At 71.3% G+C, this 21245-nt stretch carries 18 protein-coding genes; 14 read left to right on the plus strand and 4 right to left on the minus strand.

Annotated elements, in window-relative coordinates:
• Positions 1-90 precede the first annotated feature (90 nt).
• The 4 genes from MKK70_RS08745 to MKK70_RS08760 form a co-directional block, all read right to left on the minus strand.
• Positions 91-1458 (minus strand): BCD family MFS transporter, encoded by a 1368-nt coding sequence (locus tag MKK70_RS08745; protein ID WP_243946948.1) that lies wholly within the window; start codon positions 1456-1458, stop codon positions 91-93.
• Positions 1458-2339: a chlorophyll synthase ChlG gene (gene chlG / locus MKK70_RS08750; RefSeq protein WP_147728498.1), complete on the minus strand. Its 882-nt coding sequence runs from the start codon at positions 2337-2339 to the stop codon at positions 1458-1460. The genes MKK70_RS08745 and chlG overlap by 1 nt, the downstream gene beginning before the upstream one ends.
• A 203-nt stretch (positions 2340-2542) precedes the next feature.
• Positions 2543-3991: a transcriptional regulator PpsR gene (gene ppsR / locus MKK70_RS08755; RefSeq protein WP_243946955.1), complete on the minus strand. Its 1449-nt coding sequence runs from the start codon at positions 3989-3991 to the stop codon at positions 2543-2545.
• 35 nt (positions 3992-4026) lie between these two features.
• Entirely contained in the window at positions 4027-4914 is an 888-nt protein-coding gene (locus MKK70_RS08760; protein ID WP_243933281.1) for a B12-binding domain-containing protein, read from the minus strand.
• A 278-nt stretch (positions 4915-5192) separates the two neighbouring features.
• Between MKK70_RS08760 and bchF the strand changes: the two genes are divergently transcribed.
• The 14 genes from bchF to hemA all read left to right on the plus strand — a co-directional run bounded on the left by bchF (position 5193) and on the right by hemA (position 21050).
• Positions 5193-5708 (plus strand): 2-vinyl bacteriochlorophyllide hydratase, encoded by a 516-nt coding sequence (bchF, locus tag MKK70_RS08765; RefSeq protein WP_243946958.1) that lies wholly within the window; start codon positions 5193-5195, stop codon positions 5706-5708.
• The gene (locus tag MKK70_RS08770; RefSeq protein ID WP_243946960.1) at positions 5705-7006 is read left to right on the plus strand and encodes a ferredoxin:protochlorophyllide reductase (ATP-dependent) subunit N; all 1302 of its coding nucleotides are present in this window, start codon (positions 5705-5707) and stop codon (positions 7004-7006) included. The genes bchF and MKK70_RS08770 overlap by 4 nt, the downstream gene beginning before the upstream one ends.
• A gap of 4 nt (positions 7007-7010) precedes the next feature.
• Positions 7011-8573, plus strand: coding sequence for a ferredoxin:protochlorophyllide reductase (ATP-dependent) subunit B (gene bchB / locus MKK70_RS08775; RefSeq protein WP_243946962.1), 1563 nt, complete (start codon positions 7011-7013; stop codon positions 8571-8573).
• On the plus strand, positions 8548-12267 hold the full coding sequence (locus tag MKK70_RS08780; protein ID WP_243946969.1) for a magnesium chelatase subunit H: 3720 nt from the start codon (positions 8548-8550) through the stop codon (positions 12265-12267). Before bchB ends, MKK70_RS08780 begins: the two co-directional genes overlap by 26 nt.
• Positions 12264-13157: a ferredoxin:protochlorophyllide reductase (ATP-dependent) iron-sulfur ATP-binding protein gene (bchL, locus tag MKK70_RS08785; protein ID WP_147727570.1), complete on the plus strand. Its 894-nt coding sequence runs from the start codon at positions 12264-12266 to the stop codon at positions 13155-13157. Before MKK70_RS08780 ends, bchL begins: the two co-directional genes overlap by 4 nt.
• Positions 13158-13168: 11 nt before the next feature.
• Positions 13169-13876 (plus strand): magnesium protoporphyrin IX methyltransferase, encoded by a 708-nt coding sequence (bchM, locus tag MKK70_RS08790; protein ID WP_243946971.1) that lies wholly within the window; start codon positions 13169-13171, stop codon positions 13874-13876.
• Complete coding sequence (locus tag MKK70_RS08795; protein WP_243946973.1) at positions 13873-15303, plus strand: BCD family MFS transporter; 1431 nt, start codon at positions 13873-13875, stop codon at positions 15301-15303. Before bchM ends, MKK70_RS08795 begins: the two co-directional genes overlap by 4 nt.
• Positions 15304-15334: 31 nt before the next feature.
• Positions 15335-16111 carry a photosynthetic reaction center subunit H gene (puhA, locus tag MKK70_RS08800; protein ID WP_147728032.1) on the plus strand — a complete coding sequence of 259 codons (777 nt, stop codon included), beginning with the start codon at positions 15335-15337 and terminating at the stop codon, positions 16109-16111.
• On the plus strand, positions 16108-16809 hold the full coding sequence (puhB, locus tag MKK70_RS08805; protein ID WP_243946977.1) for a photosynthetic complex putative assembly protein PuhB: 702 nt from the start codon (positions 16108-16110) through the stop codon (positions 16807-16809). The genes puhA and puhB overlap by 4 nt, the downstream gene beginning before the upstream one ends.
• Before the next feature lie 270 nt (positions 16810-17079).
• Positions 17080-17553, plus strand: coding sequence for a photosynthetic complex assembly protein PuhC (gene puhC, locus MKK70_RS08810; RefSeq protein WP_147728029.1), 474 nt, complete (start codon positions 17080-17082; stop codon positions 17551-17553).
• Positions 17550-17852 carry a hypothetical protein gene (locus MKK70_RS08815; RefSeq protein ID WP_187273562.1) on the plus strand — a complete coding sequence of 101 codons (303 nt, stop codon included), beginning with the start codon at positions 17550-17552 and terminating at the stop codon, positions 17850-17852. Before puhC ends, MKK70_RS08815 begins: the two co-directional genes overlap by 4 nt.
• Positions 17853-17872: 20 nt before the next feature.
• Positions 17873-18925, plus strand: coding sequence for a magnesium-protoporphyrin IX monomethyl ester (oxidative) cyclase (acsF, locus tag MKK70_RS08820; protein WP_243946999.1), 1053 nt, complete (start codon positions 17873-17875; stop codon positions 18923-18925).
• 10 nt (positions 18926-18935) lie between these two features.
• Positions 18936-19787 carry a putative photosynthetic complex assembly protein PuhE gene (gene puhE, locus MKK70_RS08825; RefSeq protein ID WP_243946979.1) on the plus strand — a complete coding sequence of 284 codons (852 nt, stop codon included), beginning with the start codon at positions 18936-18938 and terminating at the stop codon, positions 19785-19787.
• A 45-nt stretch (positions 19788-19832) separates the two neighbouring features.
• Positions 19833-21050: a 5-aminolevulinate synthase gene (hemA, locus tag MKK70_RS08830; protein WP_243946981.1), complete on the plus strand. Its 1218-nt coding sequence runs from the start codon at positions 19833-19835 to the stop codon at positions 21048-21050.
• Positions 21051-21245 lie beyond the last annotated feature (195 nt).

A 21245-nucleotide genomic window follows, 5' to 3' on the forward strand; every position in this document is an offset into this window, starting at 1 on the left:
TTCCCAGATCGCCGGATCAAAAAAACGCTCTCTCGTCGTCGGGTCGGATGTCCTTCACGCGAGCCGGCATCCACCTCGCCTGAAAACGCCCTAGAACCGCGGCTCGAACCGGAGATCGAGCGCCGCCCGGCGTTGCGCGCGCGGCACGCGGGTGGCGCCCGCATGCTCGATCCGCAGCGCGATCAGGGTGGCGAGCACGAACAGCAGCGCCTCCGCCAGGAAGACGGCGGCGTAGGCGTGGACGGCTTCCGGGGTGACGAGGCGGGCGAGGTCGACCGCGACGGTGCCGAGGAAGCCGCCGGCGCCGAAGGCCACGCCCTGCGCCGCGCCCCACACGCCCATGCGCGTGCCGCGCTCGGCCTCGCCGCCGGCGCCCGCGAGCCCCATCATCGAGCCGATCGCGGCGACCGCGAAGACGCCATTGAACAGGCCGAGGCCGAAGACCACGGCGCGTAATGGAAACTCCGGCCCGACGAGGCCGCCGGCCGCGATCCCGACGAGCATCGCGCCGGAGCCGGCGCAGCCCAAGGCCGTCCAGAGCTTGAGCGAGCCGAGCCAGGGTCCGCCGACGCCCATGGTGAGACCCGCGACCAGCAGCATCCCGGCGAGCACGCCGCCGTGCTGGAGGCCGGCGAGCTTGGTGGTGGTGCCCGGCGTCATCGCGAAGACGAGGCCGGCGAACGGCTCGAGGATCAGCTCCTGGGCGCTGTAGGCCAGCATCGCCACGAAGATGAACACGGTGAAGCGGCGCGAGGCCGGCTCGGACCAGACCTTGGCGAGCACCGCCCGGAACGGCGCCTTCGCAGAGCCGGCGGTCTCCGATCGCACCGGCGCGACGGTTGGCTCGACCCCGCGCACGGCGAGGCACGCGAGGACGAACGCCGCGAGCGAGACGGTGCCGGAGACCGCGACCAGGCGCGCGCCGGAGAACGGATCGAGGAAGTGCCCGGCCAGCGGCGCCGTGACCGCGAAGCCGGCGATCATCATCACCCAGACGATGGTGGCGGCGGCACCCCGGCGCCGATCCTCGACGCCGGTGGCGAGCAGGACGAGGAGCGAGGTTCCCGCCGCGCCCGCGCCGATGCCGACGGAGAAGAAGGCGAGGATCGCGAGCGAAAGGCCGGTGGCGAGGTTCGTCTCGGCGAGCGCCGTCGCCGCCGCGGCGAGGAAGCCGCCGAGCGCCAGGGCGGCCATGCCGCCGACGATCCACGGCGTGCGGCGGCCGCCGACATCCGAGCCGTAGCCCCAGCGCGGGCGCAGCACCTGCACCGCGTAGTGCAACGCGACCAGCGCGCCCGGGACGATGGCGGGCAGCGCCAGCTCCACCACCATCACCCGGTTGATGGTCGAGGTCATCAGCACGACGACGGAGCCCAGCGCGGTCTGGACGAGGCCGAGACGGACGATCTGCGCCCAAGAGAACGAAGATGTGAATGACGATGAGGCGGGCGCGGCCATCACGGGGCTCCCACGAGCGGGCGGAGCGCGAAGGCGGAAACCAGCATGCCGAGCACGTAGAGGGTGGTGCCGGTGCCGTTGTACCAGGCGGCCTTCGCCCGCGGCGCGGCGAGCAGCCGGCGCATCAGCGCGATCTGCCCGACGAGCAGCAGCGCGACGATCGCGGCGTGCCACCCCCGGCTCCAGCCGTAGAGGAACGCGATCACGGCCACCTGCGGCACGGTCATCACGAGGCAGGCGAAGCGGGCGGCCCCGGGGATGCCGAGCTGAACCGGCAGCGAGCGGATGCCGGTGAGGGTGTCGCCCTCCACCGACTTGAAATCGTTCAAGGTCATGATCCCGTGGGCGCCGATCGAGTACAGCGCCGCGACGATCAGGACGCGGCGGTCGGGCACGGTGGCGGCCATCACGGCGGCGCCGGTGAACCACGGCAGTCCCTCGTAGCAGATCGCCACGGCGGAATTGCCCCACCAGCCGTTGCTCTTCAGGCGCATCGGCGGCGCGCTGTAGAGCCACGCCAGGACGAGGCCGAAGATCGCCGCGCCGAGGATCCAGGGCCCGAGCGCGGCGGCGACGAGGAGCGAAAGCCCGGTCCAGGCCCCGGCGACGTAGAGCCCCCAGCGGCCGGGCATGCGGCCGGACGGGATCGGGCGGTTCGGCTCGTTGATCGCGTCGACGTGGCGATCGTACCAGTCGTTGACCGCCTGGCTGGTGGCGCAGACCAGCGGCCCGGCGAGCACGACGCCGGCCATGATCACCGGCCATTGCCCGTGGGTGGATTGCCCCGACGAGACCACGCCGCAGGCGAAGGCCCACATCGGCGCGAACCACGTGATCGGCTTGAGCAGTTCGACGAGTGCGCTGGGAGCCGGTGTCGCCATGGTGCGAGGCTAGGATCTCGCCCTACGAAGTGTCAAGCAGAGATGACACGACAGATGATCGAAAACTTGGACACATGAAGGTAGGAGTAGTGCCAAGCTGAAACCAAGCGGGCGAGGTCGAACGCCGACGGACGGTCCATTCACGATCGTTCCGGCGGCGGACGTCGCGATTCGCGGGTGGAGGCAGGCCGAGCGGATCGCGCTCAGGCGTCGGGATAGTCGGGCCCGTCGAGATCGCCGATGCCGTAGCGGCGCAACTTGGCGTAGAGGCCCTGGCGACTGAGCCCGAGCATCTCGGCGGCCGAGGCCCGGTTGTCGCGGGTGATCCGCAGCGCCGCCTCGATGCAGAGACGCTCGATCAGGTCGGTGGTCTCGCGCACGAGGTTCTTCATCGAGACGCGGCCGACCAGCTCGGTCATCTGCTCGACCGAGCGCGGCAGCTCGTGCCCGCCCGACACCGCCGTCGCCACGGCACGGCGCGGCGTGCCGCGAATGGTGAAGCCGAGGCAGGGCGGGCGGGCGTTCGGCACGGCGACGGCGGCGATCTCGACCTCCTCGACGGATCCGAGAAGGCCGCGCAGGCCGGTGGCGAAGTGGCGGACCGAGCCGTGCTCGGCCAGCGTCGCGAACAGGGTCGCGGCCTCGGTCTCCTCGCGGCCGATCCAGCGGTCGATCAGCTCGCCGCGCGCCTGCTCCACGGTCGCGACCTGGGCGAGGTCGAGGAAGGCCCCGTTGGCGGTGAGGATCCGCCGCGACAGGTCGGTGACGACGAACCCTTCGGGAATGCCCTCGATGACGTCGAGGAGCGGGCCGCGCCGCTCGGGCGACGCGGCGTCGCCGATCGCGGAATCGCTCAGCCGCAGCAGCGCGCTCGCCGAGCTGCCCTGCCGGAACAGCGATGCCGAGATCCGCGCCTGCCCGCGGCTTCCGGCGAGCCGGGTCTCGAGATCCTCGGCCTTGCCGGTGGCGCGCAGGCCGGAGAACAGCAGCTCGATCTCGCGCCCGCTCGCCGCCTCGAACAGCTCGACCACGTCCAGCCCGAGGATCCGCTTCTCGGTGCGCCCGAGGAGCCGGACCGCGGCGGGGTTGACCTCGGTGACCCGGCGCGTGGCCGCGTCGACCACGAGCACCGGCTCGCTGCCGAGCTGGAACAGCATGCGGTAGCGGGTCTCGGCGCCGCGCAGGCGGAGATAGTCGCGCTCCAGCGCCTGCTGCGTCTCGACGAGCTTGCGCTGGAGCGAGGCCATGGCGAGCAGGTTGCGGCCGATCGCGATGATCGAGCCGTCCGTGCCGAAGCGCATCGCGGCGTAGCGGATCGGCAGGTCGTCGCCGGAGACGGACGGGTGGTTGACCTGCCGCCAGCGCGTCACCCCGTCCGGCGCGGCGTCGCGCAGCAGCGCGTCGATCTTCGGGCGGCTCTCGACGGTGACGGTGTCGATCCAGCGCCGCCCGAGCCACGTGTCGCAGCCCTGGCCCGCGAGGTCCGGGGCGGCGAAGGCCGCGTCGCGGATGATGCCGTCGGCATCCACCACCAGGGACAGGTCGGTCGCGGCCGCGACGAGAAGGCCCGCCGCCTCTCCCCCGAGGGCCGACAGGGTCTTGCTCAGGGCTGCGGAGGGGTTCTGCGCAGCGTGGGTGGCCAAGCTGGTCAAGTCTCACCGCTTCGTGAAGTCGTCGATCGGGTCTTTCAGCAGGCTCCCGCCCTGAGATCAAGCATGAACTCGGCGGCCGCCACAGCACGACGCGCATCCGTGGCCGTGGCATCAGCACCCACGCGCTCGATATGCCCCGGATTGTCGACGAAGATCGGGCCGCCGACGAGGATACGCACGCCGGGATTGAACGAGACCCGGCGCAGCTCGTGGACGGTCTTGGTCAGGGTCGGCAGAAGCACCTCGCAGCCGAGCGACAGGCCGATCACGTCGAACCAGGCGGTCCGCGCCTGGTTCAGGATCTCGCCCACCGGCGCGAGCGCCGTGCTCGTGACGTCCCAGCCCGCGTCGCGAAAGAACTGCTCGATCATCGACAGCCCGAACATGTGGGTCTCGCCGGGACAAAGGCTCAGGAGGATGCTGTGCCCGTCCCGGTGCCCTCCTGTTTCGCCGCCGTAGCGGCGCGCGAGGTCGTGCATGATCCGCTGCAGGCGGCCCATCGCGATCGTCAACTCGGCGAAGTCGCAGAGGTCCTCCTCCCAGAGCACGCCGAGGTGCCGCGCGGTCGGCGCCAAGAGGTCGAGGAGCAGGCTGTCGAGGGCGAGGCCGTCGTCGACGAGCGCGGCGATGCGCGCCTCCACCACCTCGCCGGCCGGCGCCAGCACGAGGGAGGCGAAGGCCTCGATGTCCTCGGCGGTCGGCTTTCTCGGCCCCGGGCCGCGCGTCGACGCCTCCATGCGGTGTGCGAGCATCAGGCGGGGGATGATCTCGGCCTCGACCACGCGGGAGAGGTGACCGTGCCAGCGATCGGACAATTGCTGCCGGCGCGGCGGCGCCTGCTGGTCGATCTCGCAGGCTGACGCCATCTCGCGAGCGAGCGCTAGGATGGCGTTTCGCCCCTCGGAGCGCCTCAAGTCATCCATTGGCCAACTCCAATGTCGCTGACGGCTTAATTGTATTCAAAATATAGCTTGGCCGGGGTTAGGATTCCCCGTGCCGTCGCCCTCTCCGGGACGACTTGACCTAGACGATACGCTTTCGAGGCGGCTTGGCAATGGTCGAATCGAATAAGAATGCTTCCACGTCATTGTCATACGGTTTTGACGTAAAGCGCGCTTGACACTTTCTGGCACGGTTTCTAGGCTTCCCCCAAGCCGCCCTCCCGAGAGGCGGCCCGCCGCAGCAGGGATGGGGTAAGGCTATGGGTCCCAGCGACCGGACGGCACGACCACCACTCTACACGTCGGCCGAGTGCGCCCGGCGCGACGCGACCCGCTGGACCCTGGTCCAGGGCCTTCTGGCCCCGCTTCAATTCCTCGTGTTCCTCGTCAGCCTGGGGCTGGTCCTGCGGACGCTGTCCACCGGGGAGGGCGAGGCCGCGGCCAACCTCTCGGTGCTGGCCAAGACCTTCCTGCTCTACGCAATCATGGTTACCGGCTCGATCTGGGAGAAGGCGGTGTTCGGGCGATACCTGTTCGCCCCGGCCTTCTACTGGGAGGACGTGGTCAGCATGCTCGTGCTGGCCCTGCACACCGCCTATCTCGGCGCCCTCGGCTTCGGGCTCCTCGGCACGGCCGGCCTCATGTGGCTCGCGCTCGCGGCCTACGCGTCCTACGCGGTCAACGCGACGCAATTCCTGCTGAAGCTGCGAGCGGCGCGGCTGCAGGCGCCACGGCGTCCGCGCCCCGTCGCCGGCACCGCGATGGTGGCGCGATGAACGCGCCCTTCCTCCCGCCGAGGACCGTCGCAGCCACCGCCGAACCCGGCTGCGGCGACGTGGCGATCCGGCAGGAGCGTGGCCAGCGCGCGGTGTTCTGCGGGCTGACCGGCATTGTCTGGCTGCACCGCAAGATCCAGGACGCGTTCTTCCTCGTCGTCGGCTCGCGCACCTGCGCCCACCTGATCCAGTCGGCCGCCGGGGTGATGATCTTCGCCGAGCCGCGCTTCGCCACCGCGATCATCGACGAGCGGGACCTCGCCGGCATCGCCGACATGAACGAGGAGCTCGATCGGGTGGTGCGCCGCCTGATCGAGCGCCGCCCCGACATCCGGCTGCTGTTCCTGGTCGGCTCGTGCCCCTCCGAGGTGATCAAGCTCGATCTCGGCCGCGCGGCGCAGCGGCTCTCGACCACCTTCTCGCCGGACGTGCGGGTGCTGAGCTATTCCGGCAGCGGCATCGAGACCACGTTCACGCAGGGCGAGGATGCCTGCCTCGCGGCCCTGGTGCCCGAGATGCCGCGGGAAGCGCCCGACGCCGCCCCGTCGCTGCTGGTGGCGGGCGCGCTCGCCGACGTGGTCGAAGACCAGTTCCTTCGGCTGTTCTCCGAGCTCGGCATCGCGAACGTCGCGTTCCTGCCGGCGCGCCGGGCCGGCGCGCTGCCGGCCGTCGGCCCGAACACAACGTTCCTGCTGGCGCAGCCGTTCCTGACCGACACCGCCAAAGCCCTGGAGGCCCGCGGCGCCAAGCGCCTGTCGGCCCCGTTCCCGCTCGGCGTGGAGGGCACGACGCGCTGGCTCAGGGCCGCGGCCGACGCGTGGGGGGTGCCTGAGGGCCGCTTCGAGGCGGCGACCGCGCCGGGCCGGGCCCGCGCCGCCCGCGCGCTCGATCACCACCGCGAGACGCTTGCCGGCAAGCGGGTGTTCTTCTTCCCCGATTCGCAGCTCGAGGTGCCGCTCGCCCGGTTCCTGTCGCGGGAATTGGGCATGGGCCTGTGCGAGGTCGGGACGCCCTACCTGCACCGCGGGCACCTCGCGGAAGACCTCGCCCTGCTGCCCGACGGCACGGACATCGTCGAGGGCCAGAGCCTCGACGCGCAGATGAACCGGGCCCGGGCCGAGAGGCCCGACCTGACGGTCTGCGGCCTCGGCCTCGCCAACCCGCTGGAGGCGGAAGGGCTCGCGACCAAGTGGTCGATCGAGTTGCTGTTCACGCCGATCCAGGGCTACGACCAGGCCGGCGACCTCGCCGAGCTGTTCGCCCGCCCGCTCGTCCGCCGCACCCGGCTGGAGGTCTGAGGCGATGCAGCTCACCCTCTGGACCTACGAAGGACCGCCGCATATCGGCGCCATGCGGGTCGCCACCGCGATGGAGGGGCTGCACTACGTGCTGCACGCGCCGCAGGGCGACACCTACGCCGACCTGCTGTTCACGATGATCGAGCGGCGCGACGCCCGCCCGCCGGTCACCTACACCACCTTTCAGGCCCGCGACCTCGGTTCCGACACCGCCGAGATCTTCAAGGACGCGGCCGCCGCCGCCTACGAGCGCTTCCGGCCGCAGGCGATGATCGTCGGCGCCTCGTGCACGGCGGAGCTGATCCAGGACGATCCGGGCGGCCTCGCCAAGGCGCTGAACCTGCCGATCCCGGTGATCGCGCTGGAGCTGCCGGCCTACCAGAAGAAGGAGAACTGGGGCGCGTCGGAAACCTTCTACCGGCTGGTCCGCGGGCTTTCCGGCTCGCCGTCCCTGGAGCCGAAGCCGGAGGGCCGGCGCCCGTCCTGCAACATCCTCGGGCCGACGGCGCTGGGCTTCCGCCATCGCGACGACCTCGCCGAGATCACCGGCCTGCTCGGGCGGCTCGGGATCGCCGTCAACGTCGTGGCGCCGATGGGCGCGAACCCGGCCGACCTCGGCCGCCTGAAGGACGCCGACTTCAACGTCGTGCTCTACCCGGAGGTGGCGCGCGCGGCCGCGCAGTATCTGCAGAAGACCTTCGGGCAGCCGATGGTCGAGACGGTGCCGATCGGCGTCGGCGCGACGATCCGCTTCGTCGAGGAGGTCGCGGCTCTGGCCGGAATCGACCCGGCGCCGGTGCTCGCCGGGGCGCCGTCGCGCGCGCCCTGGTATTCGCGCTCGGTCGACTCGACCTACCTCACCGGCAAGCGCGTCTTCATCTTCGGCGACGCCACCCACGCGATCGCCGCCGCCCGCGTCGCGAAGGCCGAGCTCGGGTTCCGGGTCGTCGGCCTCGGCACCTACGGCCGCGAGTTCGCCCGCGAGGTCCGGGCGGAGGCCGCGCTCCACGGCATCGAGGCGCTGATCTCCGACGACTACCTCGACGTCGAGGCGGCGATCCAGGCGGCCGGCCCCGAGCTGGTGCTCGGCACGCAGATGGAGCGTCACATCGCCAAGCGGCTCGGGCTGCCCTGCGCGGTGATCTCGGCGCCGGTCCACGTCCAGGACTTCCCGGCGCGCTACTCGCCGCAGATGGGCTTCGAGGGCGCCAACGTCCTGTTCGACACCTGGGTCCACCCGCTGATGATGGGCCTGGAGGAGCACCTGCTCGGGATGTTCCGCGAGGACCCCGAGTTCAACGACCGCGCCCCGTCCCATCTCGGCGGCAAGGCCCCCGCCGGGGCGCCCGCGCCCGCCCCGCCGGTTCCCGAGCCCGTCACCTCGGTGACGCTCGCCGTCCCGACCGCTCCGACCTGGGCCGTGGAGGCCGAGAAGGAGCTGCGGAAGATCCCGTTCTTCGTCCGAGGAAAAGCCCGCACCAACACGGAAACCTTCGCCAGGGAGCGGGCGCTGCCGCTCATCACCGTCGAGACCTTGTACGATGCCAAAGCGCATTTCGGTCGCTGAACGGCCCGAGCTCCGCATCGTCGTCGTGACGATGGACAACCACATGGCGAGCGCCCTCGAGCGCGCCCGCCTCCGGCTGCGCAGCGAGATGCCCGGCCTCGTCCTCGACTTCCACGCCGCCGCCGAGTGGGACACCGCGCCCGCGAGCCTGTCCGCCTGCAAGGCCGACATCGCCCGGGCCGACATCGTGCTCGCGACGATGCTGTTCATGGACGAGCACGTCCGCGCCGTGCTGCCGGCGCTGCTGGCCCGCCGCCCGCACTGCGACGCGATGATCGGCTGCCTCTCGGCCGGCGAGGTGGTGAAGACCACCCGCCTCAACCGCTTCGACATGGACGGCACCAAGCGCGGCGCCCTTGACTTCCTGAAGAAGCTGCGCGGCAAGCCGGGCGCCCAGGGCAACGGCGCCCGCCAGATGGCGATGATCCGCAAGCTGCCGAAGATCCTGCGCTTCATCCCCGGCTCGGCGCAGGACGTGCGCGCCTACTTCCTCACCCTGCAATACTGGCTCTCGGGCTCGGACGAGAACATCGCCAACCTCGTGCACTTCCTGGTCGGGCGCTACGCCGCCGGCCCGCGCCTCGCCTGGCGCGAGATCGCGGCCGCACCCGCGCCGCTGAGCTATCCCGAGACCGGCCTCTACCACCCGCGCATGAAGGGCCGCATCGGCGAGTCGCTCGCCGCGCTCCCCATGCCCAAGGGGCCTTCGAGCGGCCCTGCGAAGGGTCGGGTCGGCCTGCTGGTGATGCGCTCCTACGTGCTGGCCGGGAACACCGCCCATTACGACGGCGTGATCGCGGCGCTCGAAGGCCGCGGCCTCGCGGTGGTGCCGGCCTTCGCCTCGGGCCTCGACAACCGCCCGGCGGTGGACGCCTTCTTCCGCCGCGACGGCCGGCCGGCCATCGACGCGCTGGTCTCGCTCACCGGGTTCTCGCTGGTCGGCGGGCCCGCGTACAACGACGCCGCGGCGGCCGAGACGGCGCTCGCCGACCTCGACGTGCCCTACCTCGCCGCCCACGCGCTGGAGTTCCAGACCCTGGAGCAGTGGGAGGGCTCCGACCGCGGCCTCTCGCCGGTCGAGGCCACGATGATGGTCGCGATCCCCGAGCTCGACGGCGCCACCGCGCCGATGGTGTTCGGCGGCCGCTCCGGCGCGTCGATGGGCGAGAACGCCCGCGACATGCGCGTTCACCCGGAGCGTGCCGACATGCTCGCCGCCCGCATCGAGCGCCTCGTCGCCCTGCGGCGGACCGCGCGGGCCGCGCGCAAGGTGGCGATCGTGCTGTTCGGCTTCCCGCCGAACGCCGGCTCGATCGGCACGGCGGCGTTCCTGTCGGTGTACCAGTCGCTGCACAACACCCTGACGGCGATGAAGGCGGACGGCTACGACGTCGCGGTGCCCGACACGGTCGACGACCTGCGCAACGCGGTGCTCGCCGGCAACTCCGCCCGCTACGGCACGCCGGCCAACGTCCACCACCGCATCCCCGCCGAGGAGCACGTCCGGCGCGAGCGGCACCTGTCCGAGATCGAGGCGCAGTGGGGGCCCGCGCCGGGGCGCCAGAACAGCAACGGTTCGGCCCTCTTCGTCCTCGGCGCGCAGTTCGGCAACGTCTTCGTCGGCGTGCAGCCCGGCTTCGGCTACGAGGGCGACCCGATGCGCCTGCTGTTCGAGCGCGGCTTCGCGCCGACCCACGCCTTCTCGGCCTTCTACCGCTACCTGCGCGACGACTTCCGCGCCGACGCGGTGCTGCATTTCGGCACCCACGGCGCGCTCGAATTCATGCCCGGCAAGCAGACCGGCCTGTCCGAATCGTGCTGGCCGGAGCGGCTGATCGGGCCGCTGCCGAACGTCTACCTCTACGCCGCCAACAACCCCTCCGAGGGGATGATCGCCAAGCGCCGCTCCGCCGCGACGCTGGTGAGCTACCTGACCCCGAGCCTCGCCCAGGCGGGGCTGTATCGCGGCCTGATCGACCTCAAGGCCTCGATCGAGCGCTGGCGTGCCCTGGAGCCCGAGGCGGAAGCCGAGCGCCGCGACCTCGGCCTGCTCGTCCAGGCGCAGGCCGCCGCCCTCGACTTGGCCCCGGCCGAGTCGGCCTGGGACGACCTCGCCGCCCGCATCCAGGCGCTGGGCCAGGCGGTGCACGAGCTGGAGCACACCCTGATCCCGCACGGGATGCACGTGGTGGGGCAGGGCACGCCGGCCGAGGAGCGGGTCGACCTGCTGCTGGCATTGGCCGAAGCCTCCGCCGACCTCGTGCCGGAGCGGGCCGGGATCGCGGCGCTCGTGGCGGGCGAGGGGGTCGACGCGGCGCTCGCCGCCGCGGGCCTGCCTCTCGACGAGACCCACCGCGCCGCCTTCCGGTCGCTGGCCGAGACCGACGCGCTGCTCGCCCGCGACCACGAGGTCGCTGGCCTGCTCAAGGCGCTGGACGGGCGCTTCATCGCGCCGGTGGCCGGCGGCGACCTGCTGCGCAACCCGGCCGTGCTGCCGACGGGACGCAACCTGCACGGCTTCGATCCCTACCGCCTGCCCTCGGCCTTCGCGGTCGCCGACGGCGCGCGGCAGGTCGCCCGGATCCTCGCCCGTCACCGCGACGAGGGCGCGGCCCTGCCCGAGAGCGTCGCCCTGGTGCTGTGGGGGACCGACAACCTCAAGAGCGAGGGCGGCCCGATCGCCCAGGCCCTGGCGCTCATCGGTGCGGCGCCGCGCTTCGACGGCTACGGCCGGCTCTGCGGCGCGACCCTGATCCCGCTGGAGACGCTCGGCCGCCCGCGCATCGACGTGGTCGTCACCCTGTCCGGCATCTTTCGCGACCTGCTGCCGCTCCAGACGAAGCTCCTCGCCGAAGCCTCCTACCTCGCCGCCACCGCCGACGAGCCGGTGGAGCGCAACTTCGTCCGCAAGCACGCCCTCGCGCATCAGGTCGAGCACGGCATCGACCTCGAGACCGCGGCGCTGCGGGTGTTCTCGAACGCCGAGGGCACCTACGGCGCCAACGTCAACGGGCTGGTCGAGTCCGGCCGCTGGGAGGACGAGGACGAGATCGCCGAGACCTTCTCGCGCCGCAAGAGCTTCGCCTACGGCCGCACCGGCCAGCCGGCACCGCAGCGCGCGCTGATGCGCAGCGTGCTGGCCAAGGTCGACCTCGCCTACCAGAACCTCGATTCGGTCGAGGTCGGGGTGACGAGCGTCGACCACTACTTCGACGGGCTCGGCGGCATGGGCCGGGCGGTGGCCGAGGCCCGCGGCGCCGCGGTGCCGATCTTCATCAGCGACCAGACCCGCGGCGAGGGCACCGTGCGCTCGCTCTCCGAGCAGGTCTCGCTCGAGACCCGCACCCGCATGCTCAACCCGAAATGGACCGAGGGCATGCTCGGCCACGGCTACGAGGGCGTCCGCCAGATCGAGGCGCACCTCACCAACACCATGGGCTGGTCGGCCACGAGCGACGGCGTCGCGCCCTGGATCTACCAGCGCATCACCGAGACCTACGTCCTCGACCCCGCCATGCGCGAGCGCATGGCCGCCCTCAACCCCACCGCCTCGGCCAAGGTCGCGCACCGGCTGATCGAGGCGCACCAGCGCGGCTTCTGGACTCCCGATGCGGCGACGCGCGACGCGCTCGCCCGCGCCGAGGAAGAGCTCGAGGACCGTCTCGAAGGCATCACCGCGGAGGTTGCGGCATGAACATCGCGATTCGAAACCCCGTCGCCGCCCGCCGCGAGCCGGAAGGCAGCGTCCAGGTCTCGCTGGACGTCGCCATCGGCACGACGGCGAAGGTCTTCGCCGTCTACGGCAAGGGCGGCATCGGCAAGTCGACGACCTCGTCGAACCTGTCGGTCGCCTTCTCGAAGCTCGGCAAGCGGGTGCTGCAGATCGGCTGCGACCCGAAGCACGACTCGACCTTCACCCTCACCAAGCGCCTGGCGCCCACCGTGATCGATGCGCTGGAGGCGGTGCAGTTCCACTCCGAGGAGCTGCGCGTCGAGGACTTCGTCGCCGAGGGCTACAACGGCGTGATGTGCGTCGAGGCCGGCGGGCCGCCGGCCGGCACCGGCTGCGGCGGCTACGTCGTCGGCCAGACGGTGAAGCTCCTCAAGGAGCATCACCTCTTGGAGGACACCGACGTGGTGATCTTCGACGTGCTCGGCGACGTGGTCTGCGGCGGCTTCGCCTCGCCGCTCCAGCACGCCGAACAGGCGCTGGTCGTCACCGCCAACGACTTCGACTCGATCTTCGCGATGAACCGCATCGTCGCCGCGATCCACGCCAAGGCGAAGAACTACCCCGTGCGGCTCGGCGGCGTCATCGCCAACCGCTCGGCCAAGACCGACGAGATCGACCGCTTCAACGCCGCCGTCGGCCTGGAGCGCATCGCCCACTTCCCCGACCTCGACGTCGTGCGGCGCTCGCGCCTGAAGAAGTCGACCCTGTTCGAGATGGACGAGACGCCGGAGCTGGAGGCCGTGAAGGCCGAGTACATGCGGCTGGCCGCCTACCTCTACGCCGGCGGCAAGCCGCTCTCCGCGATCCCGATGAAGGACCGCGACCTCTTCGAGTTCCTGGGATTTGATTGAGGGGTCTCGTGATGACCAGCGCATCCTACGCCGAGCGCCGCTCGCAGCTCACCACCTACTTCGACCGCACCGCGGTCGAGGCCTGGGCGCGGCTAACCTCCGACGCACCGGTCTCGAAGATCCGCGCGACGGTGCGGGCGGGTCGCGACACGATGCGGGCTCAGCTTCTGTCCTGGCTGCCCGACGACCTGATCGGCCGGCGCATCCTCGATGCCGGCTGCGGCACCGGGGCGCTCAGCCTGGAGGCCGCGCGCCGCGGCGCCGAGGTCGTCGCCATCGACGTGTCGGCGACGCTGGTCGGCCTCGCGGCCGAGCGCGCCGGGCCGATCGCGGGCGGCGGGTCGATCGACTTCCGGGTCGGCGACATGCTCGATCCGAGCCTCGGCCGCTTCGACCACGTCGTGGCGATGGATTCGCTGATCCATTACGGCGCCGCCGACATCGCCCGGGCGCTCGCCGCGCTCGGCGCGCGCACGGACGGGTCGGTGGTGTTCACGGTGGCGCCCCGCACCGCCCTGCTCACCGCGATGCACGCCGCCGGCACGCTGTTCCCGAGGGCCGACCGGGCGCCGGCGATCGTGCCGATCACGCTGGGCGCGCTGGCCAAGCGGATCGGCCGGGAGCCGGCGCTGGCCGAGTTCGCGCTGACGCGCACGCAGCGCGTCAACAGCGGCTTCTACCTCTCGAACGCGATCGAGCTGGCGCGGTGCCGCCGATGAAGCTCGGCCTCCGCCTGATCCGGCACGTCGCGGCCCTCGGGCCGTCGATCCTCCCCTTCGCCGACGCGGCGACGAAGGAGCTGCCGCTCGGGCGGCTGATGCGGCTGTCGCTGTTCCAGGTCACCGTCGGCATGGCCGCGGTGCTGCTGATCGGCACGCTCAACCGCGTCATGATCGTCGAGCTGGAGGTGCCGGCCTGGGTCGTCGCGCTGATGCTGTCCCTGCCGCTGATCTTCGCCCCCTTGCGGGCGCTGATCGGCTTCCGCTCGGACACGCACCGGTCGGTGCTCGGCTGGCGCCGCGTCCCCTACATCTGGTTCGGCACGCTGCTGCAGTTCGGCGGGCTCGCCATCATGCCGTTCGCGCTGCTGCTGCTGTCGGGCGACACCACCGGCCCGATGTGGGCCGGGCAGGTCGCCGCCGCGCTCGCCTTCGTCTTGGTCGGCGCCGGCCTCCACACCACGCAGACGGTGGGGCTCGCCCTCGCCACCGACCTCGCACCGGCCCATGCAAGGCCCAAGGTCGTCGCGCTGCTCTGCGTCATGCTGCTCGTCGGGATGATGGTCAGCGCGGTCGCCTTCGGCCTGCTGCTCGCCGACTTCTCGAAGGTGCGGCTGATCCAAGTGATCCAGGGCACGGCCCTCGTCACCATCGTGCTCAACGGGCTGGCCCTGTGGAAGCAGGAGGCGCGCGACCCCGACCGCGCCCGCGACGCGGCGCAGCCGAGCTTCTCCGAATCCTGGGCGGCCTATGCGGGGCAGGGGCTGGCGCGGCGCCGCCTCGTCGCCACCGGGCTCGGCACCGCCGCCTTCTCGATGCAGGACATCCTGCTGGAACCCTATGGCGGGCAGATCCTGCACCTCTCGGTCGGCGCGACCACGGCGCTGACCGCGATGCTGGCGGCCGGCGGCGGCCTCGGGCTGCTGGCGGCGGCGCGCTGGCTCAACCGGGGCGGCGACCCGTTCCGGGTGGCGGCGGCGGGTGCCGTGATCGGCATCCTCGCCTTCTCCTGCGTCGTGTTCGCGGCCCCGCTCGGCTCGACGCAGGTCTTCGCGGCCGGCGTCAGCCTGATCGGCTGCGGCGGCGGCCTGTTCGCCCACGGCACGCTCACCGCCTCCATGGCGAAGGCCGGGCCGGAGGATACCGGGCTCGCGCTCGGCGCCTGGGGCGCGGTCCAGGCGTCGGCGGCCGGCCTCGCCATCGCCGGCAGCGGCATCGTGCGGGACGTCGGCTCGGCGCTCGCCGTCTCGGGGGCGCTCGGCGAGGGCATGAGCGATCCCTCGATCGGCTACCTCGTCGTCTACCACATCGAGATCGCGCTGCTGTTCGCGACGCTGGTCGCGATCGGCCCGCTGGTCCGGGACCGCAGCCCGCAACCGGCGGCGCGGGGCAGGCCCCGCGTCGCCCTGTCCACCTCCTCCACCTGAAGCTCGGGAGATCGCCATGCCACCAGGAGCACTGCCCACGGGAGCACTCACCGGCTACGTCGACGTCGCGCAGATCGTCCTGTACGCCTTCTTCCTGTTCTTCTTCGGCCTGGTCTTCTGGCTCCGGCGCGAGGACCGGCGCGAGGGCTATCCCCTCGAGGCCGAGGTGACGGGCACCCTCAAGCGCCCCGACCCGATCCTGATCCCGACGCCGAAGCTGTTCCACCTCGCCGACGGCAAGATCAAGCAGGCGCCGCAGGCCGACACCAGGCCCGACCGCAACTACCTCGGCAGCAAGCGCGAGCCCTGGCCGGGCGCCCCGCTGGAGCCGACCGGCGCCGACCCGATGTTCGCCCATGTCGGCCCCGGCTCCTGGGTCAGCCGCGACGACGCGTTCGACCACACCTTCGACGGCCAGAAGCGGATCGTCCCCTTGCGGGTCGCGACGCATTTCATGGTCCACGAGGACGGCCCCAACCCGATCGGCATGAGCGTGTTCGGCGCCGACAGCCAGATCGCCGGAACGGTGTCCGACATCTGGGTCGACCGCGGCGAAAGCTTCGCCCGCTACTACGAGGTCGATCTCGGCGCCGGCGGACGCCGCGTGCTGATGCCGGTCACCTTCTGCCGCACGGGGCGGTTCTCGCGCACCGTGAAGACTGAGGCGCTGCTCGCCCGGCAGTTCTCGGACATCCCGCCCCACGCCGACCCCGACGCGGTGACCCTCCTCGAGGAGGAGAAGATCATCGCCTATTTCGGCGCCGGCACCCTGTACGCCACGCCCCAGCGCGCGGAGACCCTGCTATGAGCGGCCGCCGGACCCACGATACGCCCTCGGACGACACCGTCCGCGACGACCGGATCCCCGAGGGCCTGCCCGAGGCGCTGCCGCCGGGCGAGCACATCCTGTGGCAGGGCCGGCCGACCGCCTTCGGCATGGCCGCCCGCCCGATGCACGGCGGGTTCGTGGTGCTGTGGTTCGGCGTGCTGGCCGCCTGGACCATCCTGCCGGCGGCCCTCGACGGCGCGGTGCTGGCGGGCCTCGAAGCCTCGTGGCCGACCTTCGCCGCCTGCGCCGCCGCGCTGGCCGTCGTCGGCGGCCTCGGCTGGCTCGCCTCCTGGACCACGACCTACACCATCACGAACCACCGCGTGGTGATGCGGATCGGCATCGCGCTGCCGGTCACCTTCAACCTGCCGCTCGCGCAGGTGGAGGATGCCGCCCTGCACAGCTTCGCCGACGGCACCGGCGACCTGCCGCTCCGGCTGAGCGCCGGCACCCGCGTCGCCTACCTGCACCTGTGGCCGCATGCCCGCCCCTGGCGCGTGACCGAGCCGCAGCCGATGCTCCGCTCCGTCCCGAACGCAGGCGAGGTGGCCGCCATCCTCGCCCGGGCGATCGTCGCGGCGCGGGCGCCCGAGGAAGAGTCCGCGCTGCCGCTGCTCGTCGCCCGCCCGCAGAACGCGGCGCGCAAGCCGCGCCTCGTCGCCGTCGGAGCGCGCTGACCGGCCCGAGCCTCCGCGGAGCCGCGCGGACGAGACATCACCCCGCCCGTCCCGGCCGAACCGCCGGGGCGGGCGTTCGCTTTTCGCAAAAAAGTCTTTCGCGAACAGGACTTTGCCGGCCCCCTCGAAAAACCCGCCCGAAAAATCCAAAATGAGGATTGTCAAGCGTGCTTGACACGGGTTAACGTGAAGCCAAGGAAACGGCGACGTGGCCGGACACCGAGCGGTGCCGCCCCGACGACCGGTCCGGGCAGACGGTGAGGGAAGCCGATGGGCGAGGTGGCGGAGGGCGGGCCGATCCCGGCGCTCGCACTGATCGGAGCCGGGGCGCTCCTCGGCTTCACCATGCTGGCGGTGGTGGTCGGGCGCACCGAGCGGATCGGCCTCAGCGGAAACCCCGGCGGGAATCCCGTCGCCTCCGTCGCCCTGCGCGTGCTGGACCGCCCGGACGGGTCGATCCGGATCGAGGACGCCGCCGATGCGCGGCTGATCGAGACCATCGAGCCCGGCCAGGACAACTTCGTCCGCGCGACCCTGCGCAGCTTCGGCCAGTCCCGCCTGCGCGCCGGCCTGACCCCGGCCGAGCCGTTCCGCCTGACCCGCTACGACGACGGCTCGCTCGCCCTGATCGACGAGACCACGGGGCGCAGCGTCAACATGGGCGCCTTCGGCCCGACCAACGCGCTCGCCTTCGCCAAGCTCCTACCCGGCAACGCCCTTCCCGACGTGAGCGTCCCGCGATGATCGGATTCCTGAACGGCCGCCGCACGGTCGAGGTGCCCTGCACCGTCGAGATCGAGCAGACCCCCGAGAGCCTGCACGCCCATGTCAGCCTCGACGCCGACTTCGAGATCGAGCCCGGCGACGAGGTGCAGGTCCACGACGCGCCGACCTCGGTGCCCTACGGCGAGCGCCTCGTCGTCCGCCGCACCGCGACGGTGACGCGGGCCGGCCGGATCGAGCGGCTCTGGACCAAGCTCGCCGGCCATCTCGAGCTGACCGAGCTCTACGAAGTCAGCTTCAGCGAGAGGAGGAAGCTTTGAACGCTCCCGTCAGGCATCCGCTGCCCACCCGCCCGGTCAACGAATCGACCAAGTCCGCGCAGGAGACGACCTTCCTCAGCCCGCGCTTCTACACCACCGATTTCGCGGAGCTCGACCGCACGAACGTCGAACCGGTCCGGGCCGAGTGGGACGTGCTGATCGAGGAGCTGCGCTCCGACCCGAACAAGCGCCACTTCACCCGCAACGCCGACTTCGACTGCGACCTGTCGCAGATGGAGCCCGAACTCCGGAAGGAGTTCCTCGACTTCCTGGTCTCGTCGATCACCGCCGAGTTCTCGGGCTGCGTCCTCTACGCCGAGATGCGCAAGCGCGCCAAGAACAAGGACATCAAGGAGCTGTTCGGCTTCATGAGCCGCGACGAGGCGCGCCACGCTGGCTTCATCAACGACACGCTGAAGGATTTCGGCATCGGCGTCGATCTGGGCTTCCTGACGAAGTCGAAGAAGTACACGTTCTTCCGCCCGAAGTTCATCTTCTACGCAACCTACCTGTCCGAGAAGATCGGCTACGCGCGCTACATCACCATCTTCCGCGAGCTGGAGAAGCACCCCGAGCGGCGCATCCACCCGATCTTCAAGTGGTTCGAGAAGTGGTGCAACGACGAGTTCCGCCACGGCGAGGCCTTCGCGCTGCTGATGCGCGCCAACCCGAAGCTGACGCAGGGGCTGAACCGCTACTGGATCAAGTTCTTCCTGCTGGCGGTGTTCGCGACGATGTACGTCCGCGACCATTGCCGGCCGGCCTTCCACGCCGCCCTCGGGGTCGACCCGTCCGAGTACGACTTCACGGTCTTCCGCATCACCTCCGAGATCTCGAAGCAGACCTTCCCGCTGACGCTCGACCTCGACAACCCGAAGTTCAAGCAGCGGCTCGACACCCTGCTCGACTGCTCGGTGAAGATCGCCGAGGCGCGGGCGCAGGGCGGCGTCGCCGGCACGCTGAAGCGTGGCGTACAGGTGGCGCGGGCCGCGATCACCTTCGGCAGGCTCTACCTGTTGCCGACCCTCGACAACGCGATGCCCGCCGACATCCGCCTCGAGCCGGTGTGGTAGCGGGCCGGCGATGTCGCCCTACGCCGTCCCGGCCCTCTATGCGGTGGCGATCTGGTGGTTCTCCACCGGGGTGATCATCCTGCTCGACCATCTGCCGCGCCGCACCTTCCCGTGGAGCATGGCCGCCGGCACCGCGGTGCTGCTGGCGGCGCTCTACGCGATCGGCACGAGCGCCGGCGATGTGACCGAGACGGGGGCCTACACCGCCTTCACCGGCGCGCTGCTGGTCTGGGGCTGGCAGGAGATGAGCTACTACATGGGCTTCGTCACCGGCCCGCGGCCGGAGGCCTGCCGGCCCGGCGCCCGCGGCGTCGAGAAGTTCCGGGCGGCGGTGGCGACGAGCCTGTGGCACGAATTCGCCATCGTTCTCGGCGCGCTGGCGATCCTGGCGCTCACCTGGAACACCCCGCAAAGATTGGCCCTGTGGACCTACTGCGTGCTGTGGGGGATGAACCTCAGCGCCCGGCTCAACCTGTTCCTCGGGGTGCGCAACCTCAACGCCGAGTTCCTGCCCGACCATCTGGCCTATCTCGGCTGCTACCTGACGAAGCGGCCGATGAACCTGCTGTTCCCGGTGTCGGTCAGCGTCGCCACCGTGATCGTCGTGCTGCTCGGCCAGGCGGCGCTCGCCGAGCCGATCACGCCGCACGCGATGGTCGGCTTCACCATCCTCACCACGCTGATGGGCCTGGCGACCCTCGAGCACTGGTTCCTGATGCTGCCGCTCCCCGCGGCCGCCCTCTGGAACTGGAGCCTCCCGCCGAAGGTCGCGGCCGTCCCGACAAAGGTGAAGCTCGCGGCCTCCGCCGCGGCCGGACCGACACAGGCGCCGGCCGAGCCGGCCCGGCGCGACGCAGCCTGACGCGGGAGAACCCGCGCGATCGAAACGAGGACGGGGAGACGAGCGATGGATTACGACGCGTTCTTCGGCGCCGAGCTTCAGAACCTGCACCGGGAGGGGCGCTACCGCGTCTTCACCGATCTCGAACGTCAGGCCGGGCGCTTCCCGCACGCGACCCATCACAGCCCCGAGGGCGAGAAGCCCGTCACGGTCTGGTGCTCGAACGACTATCTCGGGATGGGCCAGCACCCGGACGTGCTCGCCGCCATGCACGCGGCGCTCGACCGCTGCGGCGCGGGCGCGGGCGGCACCCGCAACATCTCCGGCACCAACCACTACCACGTGCTGCTGGAGCGCGAACTCGCCGACCTCCACGGCAAGGGGGCTGCCCTGCTGTTCACCTCCGGCTACGTCTCGAACTGGGCGGCGCTCGGCACCCTCGGCGCCAAGCTGCCCGGCTGCGTCATCCTCTCGGATTCCGAGAACCACGCCTCGATGATCGAGGGCATCCGGGCGTCGCGCGCCGAGCGCCAGATCTTCCGCCACAACGACCCGGAGGACCTCGACCGCAAGCTGCGGATGATCGAGCCCGGCAGGCCGAAGCTCGTGGCCTTCGAATCGGTCTACTCGATGGACGGCGACATCGCGCCGATCGACGAGATCTGCGACGTGGCCGAGGCGCACGGCGCGCTCACCTACCTCGACGAGGTCCACGCCGTCGGCCTCTACGGCGCGCGCGGCGGCGGCATCTCGGAGCGCATGGGGCTGGCCCACCGCCTCGACGTGATCGAGGGCACGCTGGGCAAGGCCTTCGCGGTGCATGGCGGCTACATCACCGCGAACGAGACGCTGTGCGACTTCGTCCGCAGCTTCGCCTCGGGCTTCATCTTCACCACCTCGCTGCCGCCGGCGGTGGCGGCGGGCGCGGCCGCCAGCATCCGCCACCTCAAGCGGAGCAACATCGAGCGCGCACGGCACCAGGAGCGGGTGCAGCGGGTGCGCGAGCGCCTGGACGCCGCCGGCATCCCCACCCTGCCCAACGACAGCCACATCGTCCCGGTGATGGTCTGCGATCCGGTGCTGTGCAAGGCGATCTCCGACACCCTGCTCGACGAGTTCGGCATCTACGTGCAGCCGATCAACTACCCGACCGTCGCCCGCGGCACCGAGCGCCTGCGCATCACCCCGTCGCCCCTGCACACGGACGCCGACATCGACCACCTCGTCGGGGCGCTGGCCGCGATCTGGGGCCGGATCGGGCTGGAGCGGGTGGCGGCGGAGTAGGGGACACGCCGCCGACAATCCGTGCGGCGAGTTTCTCCGCGTCCTCGGGCCCTACCGAATTCCGACGCCTCTGCGTGACGGCGCCGGATGGTGCGTCCGAAGCACTGCGGGGCCCCCTCTTCCATGGGGAGAGGGGACCCGCGCCTGACCCTGCATAGCGTGCGGCCCTGACGAGTCGCATCGGAAGAAGGGAAC

It is taken from the genome of Methylobacterium sp. E-041, assembly GCF_022829665.1.
Taxonomy (GTDB): Bacteria; Pseudomonadota; Alphaproteobacteria; order Rhizobiales; family Beijerinckiaceae; genus Methylobacterium.